Origin of the sequence: Allobosea eneae (assembly GCF_042657265.1) — a bacterium.
Classification (GTDB): domain Bacteria; phylum Pseudomonadota; class Alphaproteobacteria; order Rhizobiales; family Beijerinckiaceae; genus Allobosea; species Allobosea eneae.
In genome coordinates, this window is the sequence record NZ_JBHSLW010000005.1 from 104,582 (window position 1) to 125,510 (window position 20,929).

Annotated in this window: 19 protein-coding genes; 4 read left to right on the forward strand and 15 right to left on the reverse strand. The window is 66.1% G+C overall.

Annotation, left to right across the window (positions count from 1 at the left end; genetic code table 11):
• Positions 1-277: 277 nt before the first annotated feature.
• From rseP to frr, 5 genes are all read right to left on the reverse strand, one after another.
• Entirely contained in the window at positions 278-1,426 is a 1,149-nt protein-coding gene (gene rseP, locus ACFPOB_RS01895; protein ID WP_377795469.1) for an RIP metalloprotease RseP, read from the reverse strand.
• A gap of 22 nt (positions 1,427-1,448) precedes the next feature.
• Entirely contained in the window at positions 1,449-2,630 is a 1,182-nt protein-coding gene (gene dxr / locus ACFPOB_RS01900) for a 1-deoxy-D-xylulose-5-phosphate reductoisomerase (RefSeq protein ID WP_377795471.1), read from the reverse strand.
• Positions 2,631-2,637: 7 nt separating this feature from the next.
• Entirely contained in the window at positions 2,638-3,456 is an 819-nt protein-coding gene (locus ACFPOB_RS01905) for a phosphatidate cytidylyltransferase (protein WP_377795472.1), read from the reverse strand.
• Positions 3,453-4,202 (reverse strand): isoprenyl transferase, encoded by a 750-nt coding sequence (locus ACFPOB_RS01910; RefSeq protein ID WP_377795474.1) that lies wholly within the window; start codon positions 4,200-4,202, stop codon positions 3,453-3,455. Before ACFPOB_RS01910 ends, ACFPOB_RS01905 begins: the two co-directional genes overlap by 4 nt.
• A 66-nt stretch (positions 4,203-4,268) precedes the next feature.
• On the reverse strand, positions 4,269-4,832 hold the full coding sequence (frr, locus tag ACFPOB_RS01915; protein WP_092154115.1) for a ribosome recycling factor: 564 nt from the start codon (positions 4,830-4,832) through the stop codon (positions 4,269-4,271).
• A gap of 339 nt (positions 4,833-5,171) precedes the next feature.
• Here frr and ACFPOB_RS01920 point away from each other — a divergent pair, with 339 nt between their 5' ends.
• Positions 5,172-5,585: a VOC family protein gene (locus tag ACFPOB_RS01920; RefSeq protein ID WP_377795476.1), complete on the forward strand. Its 414-nt coding sequence runs from the start codon at positions 5,172-5,174 to the stop codon at positions 5,583-5,585.
• 161 nt (positions 5,586-5,746) lie between these two features.
• On the opposite strand, the gene pyrH is transcribed toward ACFPOB_RS01920, so the two are convergent.
• The 4 genes from pyrH to ACFPOB_RS01940 all read right to left on the reverse strand — a co-directional run bounded on the left by pyrH (position 5,747) and on the right by ACFPOB_RS01940 (position 9,139).
• Complete coding sequence (gene pyrH, locus ACFPOB_RS01925) at positions 5,747-6,454, reverse strand: UMP kinase (RefSeq protein WP_377795478.1); 708 nt, start codon at positions 6,452-6,454, stop codon at positions 5,747-5,749.
• Between the two features lie 121 nt (positions 6,455-6,575).
• Entirely contained in the window at positions 6,576-7,499 is a 924-nt protein-coding gene (tsf, locus tag ACFPOB_RS01930) for a translation elongation factor Ts (protein WP_377795480.1), read from the reverse strand.
• Positions 7,500-7,662: 163 nt separating this feature from the next.
• Entirely contained in the window at positions 7,663-8,667 is a 1,005-nt protein-coding gene (locus ACFPOB_RS01935) for a 30S ribosomal protein S2 (protein WP_377795482.1), read from the reverse strand.
• A gap of 160 nt (positions 8,668-8,827) precedes the next feature.
• Positions 8,828-9,139: an antibiotic biosynthesis monooxygenase family protein gene (locus tag ACFPOB_RS01940; RefSeq protein WP_377795483.1), complete on the reverse strand. Its 312-nt coding sequence runs from the start codon at positions 9,137-9,139 to the stop codon at positions 8,828-8,830.
• Positions 9,140-9,793: 654 nt separating this feature from the next.
• On the opposite strand from ACFPOB_RS01940, the gene ACFPOB_RS01945 reads away from it, so the two are divergent.
• Positions 9,794-10,180: a RidA family protein gene (locus ACFPOB_RS01945; RefSeq protein WP_377795485.1), complete on the forward strand. Its 387-nt coding sequence runs from the start codon at positions 9,794-9,796 to the stop codon at positions 10,178-10,180.
• 25 nt (positions 10,181-10,205) lie between these two features.
• Here ACFPOB_RS01945 and ACFPOB_RS01950 read toward each other — a convergent pair whose 3' ends face one another.
• A complete protein-coding gene (locus ACFPOB_RS01950; RefSeq protein WP_377795487.1) occupies positions 10,206-11,315 on the reverse strand; it encodes a branched-chain amino acid ABC transporter substrate-binding protein in 1,110 nt (369 codons plus the stop codon).
• Positions 11,316-11,414: 99 nt separating this feature from the next.
• Positions 11,415-12,422 (reverse strand): ornithine cyclodeaminase family protein, encoded by a 1,008-nt coding sequence (locus ACFPOB_RS01955; protein ID WP_377795489.1) that lies wholly within the window; start codon positions 12,420-12,422, stop codon positions 11,415-11,417.
• A 147-nt stretch (positions 12,423-12,569) separates the two neighbouring features.
• On the opposite strand from ACFPOB_RS01955, the gene ACFPOB_RS01960 reads away from it, so the two are divergent.
• Entirely contained in the window at positions 12,570-13,451 is an 882-nt protein-coding gene (locus ACFPOB_RS01960; RefSeq protein WP_377795491.1) for a LysR substrate-binding domain-containing protein, read from the forward strand.
• 40 nt (positions 13,452-13,491) lie between these two features.
• Here ACFPOB_RS01960 and pncA read toward each other — a convergent pair whose 3' ends face one another.
• The 3 genes from pncA to dnaE form a co-directional block, all read right to left on the reverse strand.
• Entirely contained in the window at positions 13,492-14,115 is a 624-nt protein-coding gene (pncA, locus tag ACFPOB_RS01965) for a bifunctional nicotinamidase/pyrazinamidase (RefSeq protein ID WP_377795492.1), read from the reverse strand.
• A gap of 114 nt (positions 14,116-14,229) precedes the next feature.
• The gene (locus ACFPOB_RS01970; protein WP_377795495.1) at positions 14,230-14,949 is read right to left on the reverse strand and encodes an FkbM family methyltransferase; all 720 of its coding nucleotides are present in this window, start codon (positions 14,947-14,949) and stop codon (positions 14,230-14,232) included.
• Between the two features lie 88 nt (positions 14,950-15,037).
• Positions 15,038-18,505, reverse strand: a complete 3,468-nt coding sequence (dnaE, locus tag ACFPOB_RS01975; protein WP_377795497.1) for a DNA polymerase III subunit alpha — start codon at positions 18,503-18,505, stop codon at positions 15,038-15,040.
• Between the two features lie 470 nt (positions 18,506-18,975).
• Here dnaE and ACFPOB_RS01980 point away from each other — a divergent pair, with 470 nt between their 5' ends.
• Positions 18,976-19,896 (forward strand): DMT family transporter, encoded by a 921-nt coding sequence (locus tag ACFPOB_RS01980; protein WP_377795499.1) that lies wholly within the window; start codon positions 18,976-18,978, stop codon positions 19,894-19,896.
• Positions 19,897-19,913: 17 nt separating this feature from the next.
• On the opposite strand, the gene ACFPOB_RS01985 is transcribed toward ACFPOB_RS01980, so the two are convergent.
• Complete coding sequence (locus tag ACFPOB_RS01985; RefSeq protein WP_377795501.1) at positions 19,914-20,693, reverse strand: hypothetical protein; 780 nt, start codon at positions 20,691-20,693, stop codon at positions 19,914-19,916.
• Positions 20,694-20,929: the final 236 nt, after the last annotated feature.

Genomic DNA, 20,929 nt, shown 5'->3' on the forward strand with positions numbered 1-20,929 from the left:
CCACCCCGCAAGCGGGGAACCTCGCTACAGGCGAGGCTCGGCGACATTGAAGACCAAACGCTTCTACAAAGTTTCCCGCAGGGTGCAAACCGCCATTGTCGTTAACAAAAGATTTTTGCGGGGGTCGTTGCGGAGAGGCCACGCGCACCAGCCTGAAAGGGCGCCCGGCACGCTAAAATCGGCCAGAAAAAGCCACAATCCCCTGTCGCCAGACGGTCTTGAGGATGGACGTCGTCAGCCCGGTGCAAGCTAGTTTGCCGGACGGGTGACCCTGGAATCAGAGCAGCGAGCGGACATGGACGAGGTCGTTCCAGGTCACGAACAGCATCAGCATCAGGACCAGCCCCAGCCCCACCCGGAAGCCAATCTCCTGCGCCCGTTCGCTCAGCGGTTTTCCACGCAGCGCCTCGATCGCATAGAACAGCAGGTGGCCGCCATCCAGCATCGGTACCGGGAACAGGTTCATCAGCCCGATAGACACCGACAGGATCGCCGCGAGATTGATGAGGCCCAGCAGCCCGCCGCTGGAGGCGACGATCCCCGAAACCTGGGCGATTCGGATCGGCCCCGACAGCTGGTCGGTCGATTCCTTCCCCCGGATCAGCTTCGCGATATAATCATAGGTGCGCTCGACCACGAACCAGGTCTCGCTCATGCCGAGCAGCACCGACTGGCCGAGGTTGAAATGCTGGGTCGTCCAGTCCTCGGGCTTCCCCGATGCCTGGACGCCGATGATCCCCAATCGCTGCTTGCCGACCGGCGAGGATGTCTCGACCAGATCGGGCGTCACCGAGAGGACGACGGACGTTCCCCCTCGGTCGACCGTGACGGGGAACGTCTCGCCCGGGCGGACGGAAATCGCCCGTTGCAGGTCGCTGAAGCTCTTGATTTCGCGTCCATCGACCTGGCGAACCAGATCGCCCGATTGCAGCCCGGCCCGCGCTGCCGCGCCACCGACCGTGACGCTGTCGACGCGCGGGGTCAGCGTCGGCTTGCCCATGAAATAGGCCGTCCCGCCGAAGATCAGAATGGCGAGCAGGAAATTGGCGATCGGCCCCGCGGCGACGATCGCCGCCCGCTCCGCGACCGACTGCGCCGGGAAGGAGCGCTCGCGCTCCTCGCGGCTCATGCCGACGAGCGTGTCGGACGTGGTCGAGCTCGTGGCATCGGCGTCGCCGGAGAACTTGACGTAGCCGCCGAGCGGTATCAGCGCGAAGCGCCAGCGCGTGCCGTGCCTGTCGTTGAAGCCGAAAAGTTCGCGCCCAAAACCGATCGAGAAGGTCTTCACGTCGACGCCGCACCAGCGCCCGACCAGGAAATGGCCGAGTTCGTGCACGAACACGACAAGGGTCAGGACGAACAGGAACGGCAGCAGATAACCCAGCACGAAGCTCGCCGCATGCCAGACCGATCCGACGATATCCATAAAACTCTCCAGGCTTCAGTCACTAGGTGACAGTGAAGCGGCCTCCGGACAAGAGCAGGCGGGTCCGGTTTCTCGCATCTTGGTCAACGGCGAGCGCTTCTGTGACGTCGGAAGGTGGCGAGGACGAGGCGCCCGCCATCTGCTCGCAGACGGTCTCGACCAAAGCGGGAATCGCGGGGAAGGCGATGCGCCGATCAAGAAAAGCCGCGACCGCGATCTCGTTGGCGGCGTTGAGTACGACCGGCGCGATTCCGCCTCCTGCAAGGGCCGCCATGGCGAGGCGCAATGCCGGGAAACGGACGAGGTCCGGCCGCTCGAAGGCGAGCGGTCCGGTGGCGACCAGATCGAGGAAGCGGCTTTGCGGCGCGTCGAGCCGACCATCGACGCCGAGGCAATGGGCGGCCGCCACGCGCATGTCCGGCACCGCCATGCCGGCGCTCACCGAGCCGTCGCGGAAGGTGACCAGGCCATGCACGATCTGCTGTGGATGGACCAGCACGTCGAGCTGGTCGGCGCCGAGCCCGAACAGGAAGAAGGCTTCGATCAGCTCCAGCCCCTTGTTCATCATGCTGGCCGAGTCGATCGTGATCTTGGCGCCCATCGCATAATTCGGATGGGCGAGTGCCTGTTCCGGCGTGGCGGCGGCGATCTTCTCCGCCGGCCAGGTCCGAAACGGCCCGCCCGAGGCAGTCAGCGTCATCGTCCGGACCGCCGAGATCGGTTCGGCTCCCAGCACCTGGAACAGGGCGTTGTGCTCGGAATCGAGTGGCAGGATGCGGGCGCCAACGGCATGCGCCCGCGCCATCACGGCGGCGCCGGCGCAGACCAGGCTCTCCTTGTTGGCGAGCGCGACGGTGCGCCCCGGCATCAGGGCAGCGAAGGTCGCCTCCAGTCCCGCCGCGCCGGAGATTGCGCTGACCACGATATCGCTGTCGCGCGCGACCGCTTCGAGCATCGCCCCGCGGCCGGCGCCATGGCGGATGCCACTACCGGCGAGCGCAGCGGCGAGCGCCCCACCCTGCCCTTCATCGGCGATCGCCGCGAAATTTGCGCCGGTCTCGCGAGCGATCTGAGCGAGGCCAGCCGCGTCGCGCCCGGCGACGACAGCGCCGACCGCGAGCCGTTCCGGGTTCTCGGCGATGACGGCGCGCGTCGAGCGGCCGATGGAGCCCGTGGCTCCCAATATGGTGACGGTGCGGCGCATCTGGCGATCAGTGTCCCAACCGCGCCAGATAAAGCAGCAGGCCGGCGAAGACCAGCACGGCCCAATAACCGTCGAGCCGGTCGAGGAAGCCGCCATGGCCGGGTATCAAATGACTCGAATCCTTGGCGCCGAAGCGCCGCTTGATTGAGGATTCGAAGAGATCGCCCGCCTGGCTCGCGACGGAGGCCGCTAGCGAAACGGCAAGCACAGGCCAGAGGCCCGATGGCAGCCCGGGAAAGAACCAGGCCCAGACGGCGGTGCCGCACAGAGTTCCTGCCAAGGCGCCGCCGAGCGCGCCGGACCAAGTCTTTTTCGGGCTGACGCTCGGCATCAACTTCGGCCCGCCCAGGGCCCTGCCGGTGAAATAGGCCGCGATATCGGTGAGCCAGACCACGGCGAAGGTCCAGATGATCAGGGCAAGCCCGATTCCGGGCGCATCACGCAGCGCCGGTGTAACCAACGCGAAGCAGAGAGCATAGGCGACGCCGCAGACTTCCAGCAGCCGCTGATTGCTCGCCTGGGTCGTGACGACCGCGCCGGCGAGCGCTGCGAGCGCAGCAACCCCTGCGAGCGCGGGGCCGCTCAACGGCAGGAAGCCGAGCATGAGCCCGGTGAGGCCGACACCGATCCCACCCGCGACGGCATGCCTGCGGCTGACCATGGCAAGCCATTCATAGGCGACGACGCCGGCGACAGCGGTCCAGATCAGGCGGAAGGGCCAGCCGCCATACAGGGTGACGCCAAGAATAACGACTGCGAGCACCAGCGCCGAGATGACCCGCAGCCGAAGCTCTGATGCGCCCGCGCCGGCGCTACCGCCATTCACGCGACCCCCATCTTGGCTTCGGCCGGCTGACCGACACCGCCATAGCGACGCTCGCGGCGCTGATACTCCGCCAGCGCATCATCCAGCGCCTTGCGATCGAAATCGGGCCAGAGCACCGGCGTGAAGACGAACTCGGCATAGGCCGCCTGCCAGAGCAGGAAATTCGAGATGCGGGTCTCGCCCGAAGTGCGGATCACCAGATCCGGATCGGGCAGAGCGCCGGTGTCGAGATGCGAGGACAGCATGGCCTCGTCTATGGCCTCGGGTTGAAGTCGGCCGGCTGCGACCTCCACCGCAAGGCGCCGCGCCACGCGGGTGATCTCGTCGCGGGAGCCGTAATTGAACGCGACCACCAGGGTGAGGCCCATATTGCCCTGCGTCATCGCCTCGGCGCGCTCGACGAGGGCGCGAAGGTCGGGCGCGAGGTCCTCGCGGCTGCCGATGATACGCACCCGCACGCCAGCTTCGTTTAGTTCGGCGAGGTCGTTCTCGACGAAGCGGCGCAGCAGCCCCATCAGGAACGAGACCTCGGTCATCGGCCGCCGCCAATTCTCGGTCGAGAACGAGTAGAGAGTCAGGACGCGGATGCCGAGATCAGCCGCGTTGCGGACCGTCCGCCGCAGCGCTTCAAGCCCGCGCCGATGTCCCTCCTGGCGCGGCAGGCCCCGCATCTGCGCCCAGCGGCCGTTACCGTCCATGATGATGGCGACATGGGCAGGAACTACCGGGCGCGGGCTGTCTGACATTTAGGTTGTCTCTTCCGGGCAGCCGCCCATGCGTCGATGATACAGGACGGCGCCGCGCCACGCACTTCAGACGTGCAGGATTTCCTTTTCCTTGGCGGCGAGGGCCTGGTCGATCTCGCCGATATGCTTGTCGGTCGCCTTCTGGACGAGGTCGGTCTGCTTGGTGACGTCGTCCTTAGGCATATGCCCGTCCTTTTCGAGCTTCTTGATCAGGTCCATGCCGTCGCGGCGCACATGCCGGACGGCCACCTTGGCGTCCTCGGCATATTTGTGCGCGACCTTGACCATCTCCTTGCGGCGCTGCTCGTTGAGCTCCGGGATGCGAATGCGCAGCACCTGGCCCTCGGTCTGAGGATTGAGGCCGAGATCGGATTCGCGGATCGCCTTCTCCACCGCCTGGACCATGCTGCGATCCCAGACCTGGACCGATAGCAGGCGCGGCTCGGGTACGCTGACCGTGGCGAGCTGGCTCAAAGGCGTGCGGGCGCCATAGGCCTCGACCGTGATCGGATCGAGCACATTTGCCGAGGCGCGGCCGGTGCGAAGCGAAGCCAGGTCGCTCTTGAACTTCTGAACGCCGCCGTCCATGCGGCGATTGAGATCGGCGAGATCGAAAGTGGTCTGGGCCATCGTCTTCAAAACCTTGTCGAAACCCGGCAAACGCAACGCCGGAAATGGGCGCGACCATGGCGAGCAGCCGCCGTAGGGTCAAGGATTTATGCGTCAACAGCATTTCCCCAGCGATCCGGCAAGGGGAAACGCGTCAAGTCGAACTCTACGCGACGTCATTCCGGGCAAGCGAAGCGCAGTCCCGGAATCCATCGTAGAATGCAACGCCCTTCGATGGATTCCGGAGCTGCGCCGCTTCGCAGCTTGTCCAGAGTGGCGGCGCGGAATCGGTGCCAGTCTCGATCGGGAGCCGATCGACACTATCTTGAGCTGAGGTCATCGCCCTCGAAGAGCAAGCACATGCCTCGGCTGAACCGCATCGTCGAAACCGCGCTCTATGTCGACGACCTCGATCGCGCCGCGGCGTTCTACGAGGACCAGCTCGGCCTCTCCTCGATGCTCAGGACCAGGACGCTCTACGCCTACGATATCGGCGGTCAGAACGTCCTGCTGCTGTTCCTGCGTGGCGCTTCGGTGGAGACGCAAGTCTCGGAGCGTGGCAGCATCCCGCCGCATGACGGCAACGGCCCGCTGCACATCTGCTTTGCGATCGACGCCGGCGAGCTGGCCTCTTGGGAGGAGCGGCTCGGGCAGCACGACATAGAAATCGAAGGCCGCATGCGCTGGAACCGCGGCGGGACAAGCATCTACTTCCGCGATCCGGACGGCCATCTGCTTGAGATCATGACGCCGGGCAACTGGCCGAACTTCTGACCACGGCTCTTGGAGCCGCGGAACAACCAGCCCTCATCCTGGGGAGCCGCGCAGCGGCGTCTCGAAGGATGCTTCAGGAGGCTCCGGAACCAGCTGGATCATCCTTCGAGACGGCCCATCGGGCCTCCTCAGGATGAGGGCTGAGAGAAGCGCCGATCAGTTCAGGGCGTGACGTAGGTGGCCCTGCCCTCGCCGCGCAGCACGGCGGCGAGCATGCCCGGCTCGGCGATCGAGAAGACGACGATCGTCAGGCCCGAATCGCGCGCCAGCGCGAAGGCGGCGGTGTCCATCACCTTGAGGTCGCGCTTGATCGCATCCTCATGGGTCAGCGTATCGTAGCGGGTCGCGCTCGGATCCTTCTTCGGATCGGCCGAGTAGACGCCGTCGACCTGCGTCGCCTTGAGCAAATGGCTGCAGTCGAGCTCGGCCGCACGCAGGGCAGCGCCCGTGTCCGTGGTGAAATAGGGATTGCCGGTGCCGCCGCCGAGGATCACGACCTTGCCGTTGCTGAGGTGGTCGAGCGCGCGCTTGCGGGCATAGCTCTCGCAGAGCGAGGGCATCGGCACCGCCGACATGGCGCGCGCCGGGGCTCCGGCGCTCTCGATCGCATGTTCGAGCGCCAGCGCGTTCATCACCGTTCCGAGCATGCCGATCGAGTCGGCGCTGGTGCGGTCGAGCCCTTTGGTCAGCCCCTGCACGCCGCGGAAGAAATTGCCGCCACCGACGACGATGCCGATCTCGACGCCCTCGCGCGAGGCGTGGGCGATGTCCGCGGCCAGGGCCGTCAGCGTCGCGCCGTCGAGGCCATTTCCTGCAGGTCCTGCAAGGGCTTCGCCGGAGAGCTTCACGAGAACGCGTTTAGGTCTCATCGGGGGCTCTCCACTGCTTGCGCCACATCGTCCAGCCCAACCGAATCGGCAGGCCGATATTCTCTACTTACAAAAAAGGCCGCGCGAGGCGCGGCCTTTCTGTCTCCTATCAACGGGCTTGTCAGCCCGTGGTGCCGCCGGCCGCCGCGACCTCGGCGGCGAAGTCGGTCTCTTCCTTCTCGATGCCCTCGCCGAGCGCGAAGCGGGCAAAGCCGGTGATCTTGAGCGGGCCGCCGACCTTGCCTTCGGCCTCCTTCAGCACCTGGGCGACCGACTTCGAGCCGTCATGGATATAGGCCTGATCGAGCAGGCAGTATTCCTTGGCGTAGCTCTTCAGGCCGCTCTCGACGATCTTGGCCAGCACATGCTCGGGCTTGCCGGCATTCTTCTCGGCCAGGATCGCCTTTTCGCGCTCCAGCACCGCCGGGTCGACCGAAGCGAGATCGAGCGCGACCGGGTTGGTCGCGGCGATATGCATGGCGAGCTGACGGCCGAGGCCGGCGAGCTCGTCCCCCTTGCCGCTGGTCTCCAGGCCAACGATGACGCCGATCTTGCCCAGCCCGTCGGCGATCGCGCCATGGACATAGGAGCCGATCACGCCCGAGGAGACCGAGACCTGCGCGACGCGGCGCAGGGTCATGTTCTCGCCGATCGTGGCGATGGCGTTCGCGATGGCGTCGGCGACGGTGCCGCCGCCCGGATAGTGATGGGCGGCCAGCGCCTCGACGTCGCCGCCACGCTCGAGCGCGACATCGGCGATGGTGCGGGCCAGCGCCTGGAATTCGAGGTTGCGGGCGACGAAGTCGGTCTCGGAGTTGACCTCGACCACGACGCCGCTATGGCCGCGCACGGCGACGGCGACGAGGCCCTCGGCCGCAACGCGGCCGGCCTTCTTGGCGGCCTTGGACAGGCCCTTGGCGCGCAGCCAGTCGATGGCGGCTTCCATGTTGCCGTCGGTGGCCGAGAGCGCAGCCTTGCAGTCCATCATGCCCGCGCCGGTCTTGTCGCGGAGTTCCTTCACCATACCGGCGGTGATCGCAGCCATTTGCGTCGTCCTTGCTATCTGGCGGCGCCGCCCGGTGGCGTGCCGCAATTCGAGATCCGTTCCCATTGGCAAACGCCGACGGCCCGTTTCCGGCGTCGGCGCTGCTTGGGCTTAATCAGGTGTCGAAGTGCGACGCGCCGATGACGCGCCGCAAGTCGAAAGATCAGGCGTCGGCGAGATCACGGGCCTGGGCAACCCAGCCCTGGCTCTCGATGCGGCCGGCGAGCTTCAGGTCGTGATCGACCTTGGTGACATCGGCCGGGCTCATGGCAGCGAGCTGCCAGAAGTGGAAGATGCCGCCGTCGTTGAGCTTCTGCACGATCTCCGGGCCCATGCCGGTGAGCTGCATGAAGTCGTCCGGCGCGCCGCGCGGCGCGGTCAGCAGCTCGAAGGACTGGCCTTCGGCAGCGGCCGGCTCGGCGAGCGCGGTCTCGACGACGGGGGTCTCGGCGGCGCCGAGATCGATGCCGCTGTCGCCCGAGGCGCGCGAGATGCCGTCGATGGCCGAGCGGGCGATCAGGTCGCAATAGAGCTGGATGGCACGGCCGGCGTCGTCATTGGCCGGGACCGGGAAGGTGATGCCGTCCGGATCCGAGTTCGAGTCGACGATGGCGGCGACCGGGATGCCGAGGCGCTGAGCCTCCTTGATCGCCAGCTGCTCCTTGTTGGTGTCGATCACGAAGATCATGTCGGGCGTGCCGCCCATGTCCTTGATGCCGCCGAGCGCCTTCTCGAGCTTGTCGCGCTCGCGCGCCAGCATCAGGCGCTCCTTCTTGGTCAGGCCGGTGCCGCCGCCGGAGAGCAGCTCGTCGACCTTGCGCAGGCGCTGGATCGAAGCCGAGATGGTCTTCCAGTTGGTCAGCATGCCGCCGAGCCAGCGGGAGTTGACATAGTACTGGGCCGAGCGCTTGGCGGCGTCGGCAATGGCGTCCTGCGCCTGGCGCTTGGTGCCGACGAAGAGGACGCGGCCGCCGCGGGCGACGGTGTCGCTGACCGCCTGCAGGGCGCGCGAGAGCATCGGCACCGACTGCGACAGGTCGAGGATGTGGATGTTGTTGCGCGTCCCATAGATGAACGGCGACATCTTCGGGTTCCAGCGGTGAGCCTGGTGGCCGAAGTGGGCGCCGGCCTCGAGCAGCTGACGCATGGAGAAATCTGGCAGAGCCATGGTATTCTTGTCCTTCCGGTTGAGCCTCTGGGGAGCGAATGAGCCGGCCATGAACTGGCCAGTCACCGGAACGCCTCGGTGTCGAGGTGATGCTTCCCATGTGGAATGAGGCGCGCCATACACGCGATGGCGCGGGAATGCAAGGCTCGAGGTCGGCTCGTCAGAGCGAACCGACCTCGTAGGCGACCTCATAGGCACCCGGCACCGCCTTATCCAGCAGCGGGCGCACACGCGCCAGATGGCTGGTGAAGCGCTCGTCGCGGGCAAAGCGCAGCGCCGCCTCCTCGCTCTCGAACAGCGTCACCAGCACGACGTCGCGGTCCTCGCGCGAACGGAACAGCCGCCCGCCGATCAGCCCCTCGACCTTGCCGCGCAGGGCATGGTGCTGGGCGAGCTGCAACGCCATGAACTCCGCGAAGCATTCAGGCTTCGGCGTGATGACGCTGATGTTGACGATCGGCTTGTGGGACATGCCCCGGCTCCTTCGGTGCAGATGCAGGAGCCGGATCGATACGGCCTCAACCAAGATTGAGGTCAAGGCCTACCCTGCCAAATGCTGGCAGGAGCCGCCTTCACTGATTTCACTTCGGCAGCGAGGCTGCGGCCTTCAGGACGACATCGCCAATCTGCTTGCAATAGGTCGCGGCCGCGCTGCCCTGCGCCTTGGCCATGGTATCGAGATCCTGGGTCAGCCCATCATCGCGATCGTGCCCTTCTTGCCGACGGCCTCGGCCGTATCGCCAGCGCTCTTGTCGGCCGGGGCGGGATAAGGGCGAGTACCTTGCGCTGGATCTCGGCGACATCGGCGCCGACATGGCCCTTCTCGGCGCAGTGGCTGAGGATGCCGAGCTGGTTGTGGGCGGCCTGATAGGCGGTAGCGAGCTGGTCGGCCTGGCTCTGGGCGAAGGACGGACTGCAGGACCGGACCGCGAAGCGGCACTGGCGCGCTGGTTGTGAAAGCCAGATGTCGTTCCGCCGAGGACCGCACCTTCCGGCCACGGCGCCGGCGGTCACGGAACGCCATCTGTATTTCACCCGGCTGTCGCTTTTCCGCTTCTTCCAGAACAGAGTTCGGAGATAAGTCTCTGCAGGGACATAATTTTCAGGAAGGCAGCAGGATGGAACCATGCAGATGATCGCCCACAATCCAAGCCGCGGCATCTATCCCGCGACCTCCGACTATGCCCATGCAATGGAGGTCGCCGCACCGCAGCGTCTGCTCTTCGTCAGCGGCACGATGGGGCTGGATGAAACCGGGAAGCCCGGCACGACACTGGACGAGCAGCTCGCGCTGATCTGGAGCAATCTGCGCGCGATCCTCGCTTCGGCGGGCATGAGCGTCGACAACATCGTGCGCCTGACCAGCTATCTGCGCGATGCCAGCTTCGTCGAGGCCAATCAGAACGCCCGCCTCGCCGCCCTCGGCGGCCGCGCCATCCCTACCACCGCGATCGTCGCGCAAACTTTGCGCGAGGACTGGCTGGTCGAGATCGAGGTGATCGCCGCGGCCTGAACCGCCGCAGCGATCGTCCGTCGGATCACTTCGTCATGCCATCGGCATAATCGGACTTGCCGCCCTGCCAGCGATAGACGACCAAGCCGGGCTGCAGATTGTCGCCCTTGGCATCGAAGCGAACCTCGCCGACCGCCGTGTCGAAGCGCGAGCCGGTAACGGCCTGCGCGACCGCGCGCGGCGTCGTGGAATTCGCCTTCGCCATCGCCTCGGCGAAGACCTGAATGGTGGCATAGGCGTAGAGCGCCCAGCCTTCCGGCTCGACCTTCCGGGCGCGCATCGCCTGCACGGCCTCGCTCGAAGCAGGGTTCTTGCGTGGATCCGGCGCGAAGGTGAAATGCACGCCGTTGGCTGCGTCGCCGGCTACCGCGACGAACTCGTTCGAGGCGAGCGGGTCGCCGCCGACCAGGTCGAGCCGCAGTGCCTGGTCCGCAGCCTGGCGCATGATCAACCCGGCCTCGGTATGATAGCCGCCGAAGAACAGCACCTCGGCACGCGCTGCCTTCAGTCGCGAGATCAGGGCGCTGTGATCCTTCTCGCCGGCGTTGATCCCTGTATCGAGCGCTATCAGCTGGTTTTCGGCGACGAGCCGATTGCGGACCTCGCTCGCGAGTCCAGCCCCGAACGAACTCTTGTCGTGAACGATCGCAATGCGGCGGCCGGCAAATCTCCTGACGATGAACTCGGCTGCTGTCGGCCCCTGCTGATCGTCACGCCCGCCAATGCGAAACAGCGCCTTCATGCCGCGCTCGGTGATCTTCGGATTGGTCGAGACCGTGACGACCACCGCACCGGCTTCGGCATAGACCTCGCTCGCCGGCAGGGTCGAGCCCGAGCAGAAATGCCCCGCGATGAAGCGAACCCCGTCGCCGACCAGCTTGTTCGCGACCGAGACCGCCTGCCGCGGGTCGCAGGCGTCGTCGGCGACGACGAGCTCGAGCTTCTCGCCACGCACGCCGCCCTTGGCATTGATCTGGGCGACCGCCGCTTCGGCGCCGGCCCGCAACTGATCGCCGAAGCTCGCGTTGGCGCCGGTCATCGGCCCCGCCAACGCTATTCGCACCTGAGCGAATGCCGGCACCGAAACGACGGCTGAAAGCCAGGACAGCATGATCGGCCCTATGATCCTGTGCATGGAACTGCCTCCGTGATTCCGGCCATGCCGGCTGGTTGACGGACGCGAGCGTCAGCGGCGCCGGACGGCGCGCCTGGCCGGCCCGATGGATTGCGACGATCAGAGCGTGATGTACTGGGCGATGCCCTCGGCGCGGGCGCGCCGATAGACGATGTCGGCTGCGACGAGGTCCTGCATGGCGATGCCCATCGCCTTGTAGAGCGTGATCTCTTCGGCGTTCTCCCGGCCCGGCCGCGTCCCGCAGAACAGCTCGCCCAGCATCGTCGCCCGCGCAGGATCGACGTCGCCGAGTTCGGCACAGCCGACCGGAGGCGCCTTGAAGGCCTGCTCCGTTTCGACGAAGAGTCTTGCCCGGCCGAGCAACGCGATCGGCAACTCTCCGCGTGGCGGCGCATAGCCGACCGAGGAGACATGAGTGCCGGGCCGGACCCAGTCGCTGGCGATCACCGGCTCGTAGGCGTGGCTTGCGAGGCAGACGACGTCCGACCCGCGCACCGCCGCCTCGACATCCCGGACAGCCCGCGCCCCGGGCCAGTTCATCGCCAGCCTTTCGGCGTCCTCGTAGTGCAGAGACGCAATCCGGATCTCGTCGAAATCCCGCACCAGCGGTAGCAGGCGCAGATGCTCGCGGCCCTGCACGCCGGCGCCGATCAAGGTCGCGATGCGGGCGTCCGATCGCGACAGCGCGCGAACGAACAGGACGGCCGATGCCGCGGTTCGAATCGCGGTGATGTGGGTCCCATCCATGATGCAGACCGGCGCACCGGTCTGCGGATCGAACAGCATGACCACTGCGAGGTGGTTCGGCAGATCGATGTCGAGATTGGCTTCGAAGACGTTGACGATCTTCACTGTGAGATTCGCGCCTTCCCTCCAGGCCGGCATGGCCAGAGAAAATCCCTTCTCGGGCACTGTGAGTTCCGGCCGGTCGGGCGTTTGGACCTCTCCGCGAGCCAAAGCGGCGAAGCCATCGGCAAGGCCATCGAGCAGTTGCGCCGGGTCGAGCAGGCGAACCACAGCAGCCTCGCTGAGATGCAGCACCAGCAAGGCGCCTTTCTCGATCTCGGCAGCGCTGCGTCTCGTGGTGGTGGATGCGGTAAAGGTCATGTCTTCCTCGATTGTCTCAGCGCGCGGCTTGGGTAAGCGTTTGCGGCCGCTCACATTCAAGTTATGTTTGGCGCCATGCTACGCTGCTCAAAAATGAGTTTTTTGCAGAGGCTATAACTTGAGATTATGCAGATGCGCCGGAAGCGAATGACGTCGCTGACCGCGCTGAGGGCCTTCGAGGCCCTGGCGCGAACCTTGAGCTTCACCAAGGCGGCAGATGAACTCGGGGTCACGCAGGCGGCGGTCAGCCGGCAGATCAAGGTGCTGGAAGAGGCTTTGTCGGTGCGGCTGCTCCATCGCGAGGCAACCGGCAATCGCCTGACCGACGCGGGCGAAATCCTGTTCGCCGGCGTCTACGCCGCCTTCGAGACGATCGCGCAATCGGTCGAGCAGGTCACGGGCAGCGGCGCGCGTGAAATCCTGAATGTCAGCGTTGCGCCCTACTTCTCGGCTGCCTGGCTCACGCCGCGTCTGATGTCCTTCGTCAGGCGCCATCCCGAGATCGACCTGCGGCTGCACTATTCCTATCACCCGGCAGACCATCGCCGCGAAGGCATCGATATCGGCATCAACTGGGGCAGCGGCGCCTGGCCGGGCGTGCGCGCCGAGAAGGTGCTCGACGGCTCGCTCACCGCCGTGCTCGCTCCCGCCCTCTTGCAGGAGGTCGGGCCGATCGGCGATCCCGCTGAATTGTTGCGCCTGCCGCTCTTCCACGAGTTCGAGTTCGGGCACTGGCGTGCCTGGGCTGGCGCTGCCGGCAGGCCGGACGCAGTGCTGGCCGAGGGACTGCGGCTCAGCGACTCGCACGCCTTGCGCCGCGTCGCCTGCGACGGACATGGCGTCGCGCTGTTCTTCGCCGAGCTTGTCCGCGACGACCTCGTGCAGGGGCGGCTGGTGCAGCCCTTCCCGGTCAGCGTCCATATCGGAGCGGATTATTTTCTGAACTATCCGTCCGGGACCGAACTGCCGCGCAAGGCTCGCCTGTTTCGCAACTGGCTCATGGACATGCTGGCCGGTTCAGAAGAGTGACAAGCAGCGCCGCAGGGCAGCCCCGGTCACGCGACCCAACTCAATGCAGATCGGCGAGCTGCATTCGCCTCACCCCGCGCGCCGTCATCTCCACCCAAGCGCGATCGAGCGAACCGTCGAGATCGATGGCGCGGCAAGCCTCCTCGATGACGACTGTCTCGAAGCCGTGTCGGGCCGCGTCCTGCGCCGTCCAGTTCACGCAGAAGTCGGTGGCTAGGCCGACGACCACGACACGAGCGACGCCGCGCTCCTTGAGATAGCCGGCGAGGCCTGTCGGCGTGGTGCGGTCGGCCTCGACGAAGCCGGAATAGCTGTCGACCTCGCCGCGGCAGCCCTTGCGGATGACCGCCTGCGCCATGGAAAGGTCGAGAGCGGGGTGAAAGGCCGCGCCCGCGCTGCCCCGGACACAATGCTCCGGCCAGAGCACCTGCGCCCCATAGGGCATGGCGATCGTCTCGAAGGGTGCCTTGCCCGGATGGCTTGACGCGAAGGAGGAATGCCCTTCCGGGTGCCAGTCCTGCGTCAGCACGACCGTGCCGAACCGCTTGCCGAGCGCATTGACGAGCGAGACGATCTCGTCGCCGCCCGAGACCGCCAGGCTGCCACCGGGACAGAAATCGTTCTGGAGGTCGACGACGATCAGTGCGGTCCTGGCATCAATCACAGACTTCCCCTCACCAGAGCATTTTTGAGCGAAGTGGGCACCGGTTCGCGTGGAGAAAATGCGATAAAACAAAGAGCTTGAGCATTTCCGTGATTCTGAGAAATGCGGAAATGCTCAAGTGGCGGTCCGCGTCATCCGGGTGATGCCCTTGCGGGCGGCGAACATGCGGCCATAGACGTCGCCGGCGAGATCGGGCCGGTAGCAGCGCTGCTCGAGCAGCGGGTCCCAGATGTGCTCGACAGTGTCGATCAGCTCGAAATCTGCTTCAAGGCGCGTCTCCAATTGCAGGCGATTCTTGCGATTCTGGTATTCGAGCAGCACCAATGAGGTCTTCGACAGATCGAGATGGTCGAGCACGTCGCCCTCGCCGCCCTCGATGTCGATCTTGACGATATCGGCCGAAGGCAGGCTCGCCGGATCGACCACCGCGACCTCGTAGCGCTCGACCATGGCATCGGCGACGAAAGTGTCGCCGGCATAAGAGGCGAGCCCAGATTCACCGTCGCCGGCGAAGCGGCTGAGGAAGGTCGCGGTTGTCTGGCCGCCGGGAAACAGCGCCGCGTTGACCGTGACGATGTCGCGGCGCCGATCCGTGTTGCGCTTCAGGAGTTCGTAGGTGCCGGGATGCGGCTCGTAGGAGGTCACGGTGCTGCCCGGCCAACGCGCGCTCGCCCAGAGCGCGAACGAGCCGACATTGGCGCCGATGTCGAGAATGTCGAGGCCGACACCGTCGAAGCCGCATTCGTATTCGCCCTCCAGCACGTCCTTGATCGCCCAATGCATCGCCTCGGGCACGGCAAGGCTCATCGGAATGCGCGCGACATACTGCTTCATTCGCTCCCCCCGGAGGCGTTGGTTGCTGCACGCACTCTGAGGCCGAGGTCGCCGGCTACGCAAGAGCAGGACGAGCTCTGCCGCGACCTCAGCGCAATTCGACGTTCACCACCCCCGGCGCGGCGCGCACGGCATTGGCGAGCTGCTGGTTGACGGGATAGCGCCCCGGCAACTCGATCTCGATCTCCTGGGCGCCGTCGTCGAGGATCATCACCAGCGAGATCTTGCCATCGGAGCGTACGCCGTCGCGGGGCTTCACCCGCTCGGCAATCGAGGACAGCGCCTTGTCGTCGCGCAGGAAGATGCAGAGGTCCTGCTTCTGCCGGCCGGCGAGATCATCAAGCCGCTCCACATCCTCGATGCGAGGCCTGACCTCTTCACCGTCGAGCACAGCCGAGAGCCGGATGACCAGCGCTGCGCCCGGCTCGAGCAGCTCGCGATAACGCTGCAGCCCTTCCGAGAACAGGATCGCCTCGAACTGGCCGGTCGGATCGGAGAGCTGGACGATGCCCATCTTGTTGCCGGACTTGGTCCGCCGCTCCGACCGGTCGATGACGGAGGCCGCAACCTTGGCGATCGAGGTGCCGCTGGCGCGCACATTGCGGGCAAAGTCGGCATAGCTCTGCACCCGCAGGCGCTTGAGCACATGCTCGTATTCGTCGAGCGGGTGGCCGGAGAGGAAGAAGCCGACCGCCTCGTGCTCGCGCTTCAGTCGCTCGGCCGGGGCCCAGGGCTCGAAGGGCGGGATGCGGAAGGCTTCCGAGTTCCCGCTGCTGCCGAGCATATCGAGCTGCCCGGCTGCGGCCTCGTCGCGAACGCGGTTCGAGAGCGCCAGCATGCCGTCAACCGCCGCCATCGCCTTGGCCCGCTCCGGCTCGATCTCGTCGAGCGTGCCGGCTGAGATCAGCGCTTCGATCGTGCGCCGGTTGACCAGGCGCGTATCGATCCTTCGCGCGAAATCGGCGAGGTCCCGGAACGGTCCTTCCTTGGTCCGTGCCGCGACGATCGACTCGACCGCGGCCCGGCCGACCCCCTTGATCGCGCCGAGCGCATAGCGGATCGCCCCGTCGGCGACGTCGAAGTCGACGCCGGAGCGGTTGATCGAGGGCCGCTCGACCTTGATACCGAGCCGCTCAGCCTCGCGCCTGAATTCCGAGAGCTTGTCGGTGTTGCCGATGTCGAGCGTCATCGACGCCGCCATGAACTCGACCGGGTAATTGGCCTTGAGATAGGCGGTCTGGAAGGCGACGACGGCATAGGCCGCAGCGTGGCTCTTGTTGAAGCCGTAGTCGGCGAACTTGGCCAGCAGGTCGAAGATCTCGGAGGCCAGGTCCTTCTTCAGCCCGTGCTCGATCGCGCCCTTCACGAAACGGTCGCGCTGGGCGTCCATCTCGGCCTTGATCTTCTTGCCCATGGCGCGGCGCAGCAGGTCCGCTTCGCCGAGCGAATAGCCCGACAGCGCCTGCGCCACCTGCATCACCTGTTCCTGGTAGACGATGATGCCATGCGTCTCCGACAGGAACGGCTCCATGCCGGGATGAAGATAGGTCGGCTCCTCCAGCCCGAGCTTGCGGCGGCAATAGGTCGGGATGTTGTCCATCGGGCCGGGACGATAGAGCGCCACCAGCGCGATCAGGTCCTCGATCCGGTCGGCCTTCATCTCGACCAGCGCCTTGCGCATGCCGACCGATTCCACCTGGAACACGCCGACCGTCTCGCCGCGCGCCAGCATCTCGTAGGTCTTGGGGTCGTCGAAAGGCAACTGCGCCAGGTCGACATGGATGCCGCGCTGGGCGATGAGCTGCACCGCGATGGTCAGCGTCGTCAGCGTCTTCAGGCCGAGGAAGTCGAACTTCACCAGCCCGGCCTGCTCGACCCATTTCATGTTGAACTGGGTGACGCGCATGCCGGTGCGCGGATCGACCGACAGCGCGACGAGCTGCTCCAGCGGCCGGTCGCCGATGACGACGCCGGCGGCGTGGGTCGAGGCGTGACGGTGCAGGCCTTCGAGCTTCTGGGCGATTTCGAGCAGGCGCCCGACCACCGGCTCCTCGGCTGCCGCTTCCTGCAGCTTGGGCTCGCCGGCGATCGCCTCCGGCAGCGTGATCGGCTTCGCCGGGTTCTGCGGCACCAGCTTGGTCAGCTTGTCGACCTGGCCATAGGGCATCTCCAGCACGCGGCCGACGTCGCGCAGCACGCCGCGCGCCTGCAAGGTACCGAAGGTGATGATCTGGGCGACGCGCTCCTCGCCATAGCGATGCTTGACGTACTCGATCACCTCTTCACGCCGATACTGGCAGAAGTCGATGTCGAAGTCCGGCATCGAGACGCGGTCGGGATTGAGGAAGCGCTCGAACAGCAGGCCGAAGCGCAGCGGATCGACGTCGGTGATGGTCAGGGCATAGGCGACGAGCGAGCCCGCGCCCGAACCGCGGCCGGGGCCGACCGGGATGTCGTGATCCTTGGCCCATTTGATGAAGTCGGCGACGATGAGAAAATAGCCCGGGAATTTCATCCGGGTGATAATCGAGAGCTCGAAATCGAGCCGCTTTTCGTAGTCCTCGGTGGTGAAGCCGGTGGCCGGTCCATGCTTGGCCAGCCGCGCCTCGAGCCCCGCCTTCGCCTGGCTCTCCAGCTCGTCCGCCTCATCGCGCCCCTCCTCGCCGAAGCGGGGCAGGATCGGCTTGCGCGTGCCGACGCGCCAGGAGCAGCGCCGGGCGATCTCGACGGTCGAGGCCAGCGCCTCCGGCAGGTCGGCGAAGCGCCGCTTCATCTCCTCACGGCTGGCGAAGAAATGCGCCGGCGACACCCGCCGCCGGTCGCCATCGGAGAGCAGGCGCCCCGCCGCCACCGCAAGCAGCGCGTCATGCGCCTCGAAATCGGCCGGCTTGGCGAAGAAGGGCTCGTTGGTCGCGACGATCGGCAGGTCGTTGTCATAGGCGAGCCTGAGCAGGCCGGCCTCGACCGCAGCCCCATCTTCGCGCTCATGGCGCTGGATCTCGACATAGAGCCGGTTGCCGAAGATCGCCGTAAGGCGCTTCAGGCGCGCCTCGGCCTGTGCCGGCTGGCCGGCGCGCAGGGCGAGGTCGAGCGGTCCACCGGCGCCGCCGGTCAGAGCGATGACGTCGCTGTGATAGGTGGCGAGATGATCGATCCTCGCGACTGGGCTACCGCCCGAGGCGGCGAGACAAGCCTCCGTCACCAGCTTCATCAGATTGCCGTAGCCGGCCTCGCTGGTCGCCAGGAGCACGACATGCGGCGCCGCGCTCTGGAGCGGCTTGCGCCCGCCAGTCTCCTCGTCGGCGAAATCGACCGAAAGCTGCACGCCGGCGATCGGCTGGATGCCGGCGCTCGCCAGCTTCTCGGAGAATTCGAGTGCGCCGAACAGATTATTGGTGTCGGTCAGCGCCATGGCCGGCTGGCCGTCGCCGGCGGCGAGCTTGGCGAGCGCGCCGACCTGGATCGCACCTTCGAGCAGCGAGTAGCTCGAATGGACATGCAGATGGACGAAGCCGACCTCGTCCTGAACCTGTGTAACGTCTTTGCGGTCGGTCATCGCGCCCTCCGGCGCGCCGTCCGTTCAGCCGATGGGCCGAGCGAGAGGACCTGCGCCGATTCTTGATCCCAGGAGCATGCTCCGAACCGCTTATTGCGCGCCACCCCTGCCCGGTCGAGCCGCCCCATTTGCGAGACTGTGGATGCCGTCGCGCACGGCGTGCAGCTCCCCTCGCAAGGAACCGCTCAGACATGCGGCCCCGAAGCCAGCGCAGCCCAGACCCAGATCATTCCAACGAAGAGCGCGAGTGCCAGGAACTCCACGGCTCCGGCCATCAGCTTGCGGGCAATCACCATGTCCGATCTCCAATGTTCTTTGTATGTTCACATTAGTTTTTTATTTGTTCTCGTCAATATCGCAAGGTCAGTGCTCATCACGAGGTTCGGCACGCGGTTAACGCAGGTTTACCCGCGCTGCAGAAGCGTTAACGGCAGTGCCGTCAACGGGGCGGAATCGGTTAGGGTTCGCCCATGACCCCTTTTCCCGATCAGACGCATCGCAAGCGGCGCGACGAGATGCTCGGCATCCTGCTCATGGCGGCGGCGATGCTGATCATCCCGACCTCCGACGCCATCGCCAAATATCTCAGCGGCGCCCATTCGCCGGCCTTCCTCAGCTGGTTGCGCTATGTCGCGGCGCTTGGCTTCATCCTGCCGGTCGCCTTGCTCCAGCACGCACGAGCGCCGGGACCGGCGCGCGCTCCAGCCTCGCAGGGTCGATACTGGCTCGCCCAGATCCTGCGGACCGCCTTTCTCGTCACGGCGATGACGCTGTATTTCGTGGCGATCGCGCGCATTCCGCTGGCCGATGCGCTCGGTGCTTATTTCATCGCCCCGATCGCCGCGACCCTGCTCGCCGCGATCGCACTGCGCGAGCGACTTGATCGACGCAGGCTACTGGCCGTCGCGCTCGGCTTCCTCGGCGCCATCCTGGTTGTGCGTCCGGGGAGCGAGACCAGCGCCGACACCTTGATCGCACTCGTCTCCGGCCTCTGCATGGCCTGCTATCTGGTGCTGACGCGCGCCACTGCGCAGGATCGGCCGCCGGTGACGACGCTGGCGATCCAGCTTTCCCTCGGCATCCTGATGCTGCTGCCCTTCGCCCTGCTCGACTGGACGATGCCGGCGCGCGAGGGACTGGTGCTCATCCTGCTGATGGGCCTCGTCTCGACTCTCAGCAATCTGATGACGATCAGCGCCTTCCGCCTGGCGCAGGTGCAGACGCTCTCGCCCTTCGTCTATCTCGAACTGATCGGCGCGACAGCGCTAGGGTTCTTCATGTTCGGAGACTTGCCCTCACCAGCGACCTGGGCCGGGATCGCAGTCATCGTCGCAGCTGGGCTGATCGTCGCGACCGCACGCCCCGTAGTAGCGCCGCCGGCGCAATCCTGACCGCCCGCTGCGGCACGCTATTTCACCAAGCTGCTCAGCGCGCTGACGATCGCGCGTGGCTCGATCTCGGTCGGTGTCTCGTCGAAGGCGGCGCGGTAGTAGTCGAGCATGCTGAGCTGCTCGAAATTGTTCCAGATTTCCTCGTCGTTCATCGCCTGGCTGCGCTCCTCGAGATTGAGGATCATGCCATAATCCTCCGGCCCGGTGCCGTAGACCAATGGCGGCGGCAGCGGCTCGGAACGCAATTCGTTTTCCGCCGCGGCGATCGCCGCCTGCGCACCCGGTACCCAGACGCGATGATAGGCATTGCTGACATCGCGCTCGGGATCGCCCGTGCCGATCAGCACGGCGCGACAGGCCGCCGCGAAAGCGTCGACCATGCCGTTGCGCTCGGCCAGCCGGTCGGCCGCATTGTAGTTGGCGTGGATCGGATCGACATAGGCGAATTCGTTCTGCAGCAGCCGCGCCGGCTCGCCCTGCAGGAAGAGCCAGGGGTAGGTGTTGTCGATCAGGATCTGGCCTGGCAGCAGATGCGCCGCCTGGTTCTCGCCGGAGGCGCTGAAGAACTGCTGCTCGGCCCCCTTGCAGGTCACGTTCGGATTGGGCGTCAGCGGCAAACCGGGCCGGTCCGGCATCCGGATCGCCGCCATGTAGACCAGAACCTTGGCGAGGCGTGCATTGCGTGAGCGCCCGTGCCAGACGGCCTTCTCGGTGTCGGAAGAGAAGCGCTGCACCCTCAGCAGGCGGAAGCGCTCTTCGGCCGCGACGGCCCGATCGGGAGAACGGCGACGCCCCATCTCATTCGCCTGCGATGACAGAGGGCTCGCACATCGCTGTGACAAGACCGACGTGCAAGGCGAGTTTGCCTCCGATGATCACAAGAGGGCTCCCGAGCGCTGGCTGTAGCACGCCGGGCAAAGGATGGATCGCGGGATCGAGAATGCGTGCAGCGGGATCTCTAGGCATCGGACACCTTCATGGCTCGCTCGGTTCGGAGCTTGGCTCCCGCCGGCCGGGCCAGTCAATGAATCGA

Bases quoted from the DNA above. Each gene is read 5' to 3' on its own strand.
- ACFPOB_RS01910 (WP_377795474.1), bottom strand. From the start codon at position 4,202: ATGTCAGACAGCCCGCGCCCGGTAGTTCCTGCCCATGTCGCCATCATC.
- ACFPOB_RS01945 (WP_377795485.1), top strand. From the start codon at position 9,794: ATGCAGATGATCGCCCACAATCCAAGCCGCGGCATCTATCCCGCGACC.
- ACFPOB_RS01980 (WP_377795499.1), top strand. From the start codon at position 18,976: ATGACCCCTTTTCCCGATCAGACGCATCGCAAGCGGCGCGACGAGATG.
- dxr (WP_377795471.1), bottom strand. From the start codon at position 2,630: ATGCGCCGCACCGTCACCATATTGGGAGCCACGGGCTCCATCGGCCGC.
- ACFPOB_RS01985 (WP_377795501.1), bottom strand. From the start codon at position 20,693: ATGGGGCGTCGCCGTTCTCCCGATCGGGCCGTCGCGGCCGAAGAGCGC.
- ACFPOB_RS01940 (WP_377795483.1), bottom strand. From the start codon at position 9,139: ATGTCCCACAAGCCGATCGTCAACATCAGCGTCATCACGCCGAAGCCT.
- ACFPOB_RS01960 (WP_377795491.1), top strand. From the start codon at position 12,570: ATGACGTCGCTGACCGCGCTGAGGGCCTTCGAGGCCCTGGCGCGAACC.
- pyrH (WP_377795478.1), bottom strand. From the start codon at position 6,454: ATGAGACCTAAACGCGTTCTCGTGAAGCTCTCCGGCGAAGCCCTTGCA.
- tsf (WP_377795480.1), bottom strand. From the start codon at position 7,499: ATGGCTGCGATCACCGCCGGTATGGTGAAGGAACTCCGCGACAAGACC.
- ACFPOB_RS01950 (WP_377795487.1), bottom strand. From the start codon at position 11,315: ATGCACAGGATCATAGGGCCGATCATGCTGTCCTGGCTTTCAGCCGTC.
- ACFPOB_RS01920 (WP_377795476.1), top strand. From the start codon at position 5,172: ATGCCTCGGCTGAACCGCATCGTCGAAACCGCGCTCTATGTCGACGAC.
- ACFPOB_RS01955 (WP_377795489.1), bottom strand. From the start codon at position 12,422: ATGACCTTTACCGCATCCACCACCACGAGACGCAGCGCTGCCGAGATC.
- frr (WP_092154115.1), bottom strand. From the start codon at position 4,832: ATGGCCCAGACCACTTTCGATCTCGCCGATCTCAATCGCCGCATGGAC.
- rseP (WP_377795469.1), bottom strand. From the start codon at position 1,426: ATGGATATCGTCGGATCGGTCTGGCATGCGGCGAGCTTCGTGCTGGGT.
- ACFPOB_RS01970 (WP_377795495.1), bottom strand. From the start codon at position 14,949: ATGAAGCAGTATGTCGCGCGCATTCCGATGAGCCTTGCCGTGCCCGAG.
- ACFPOB_RS01935 (WP_377795482.1), bottom strand. From the start codon at position 8,667: ATGGCTCTGCCAGATTTCTCCATGCGTCAGCTGCTCGAGGCCGGCGCC.
- dnaE (WP_377795497.1), bottom strand. From the start codon at position 18,505: ATGACCGACCGCAAAGACGTTACACAGGTTCAGGACGAGGTCGGCTTC.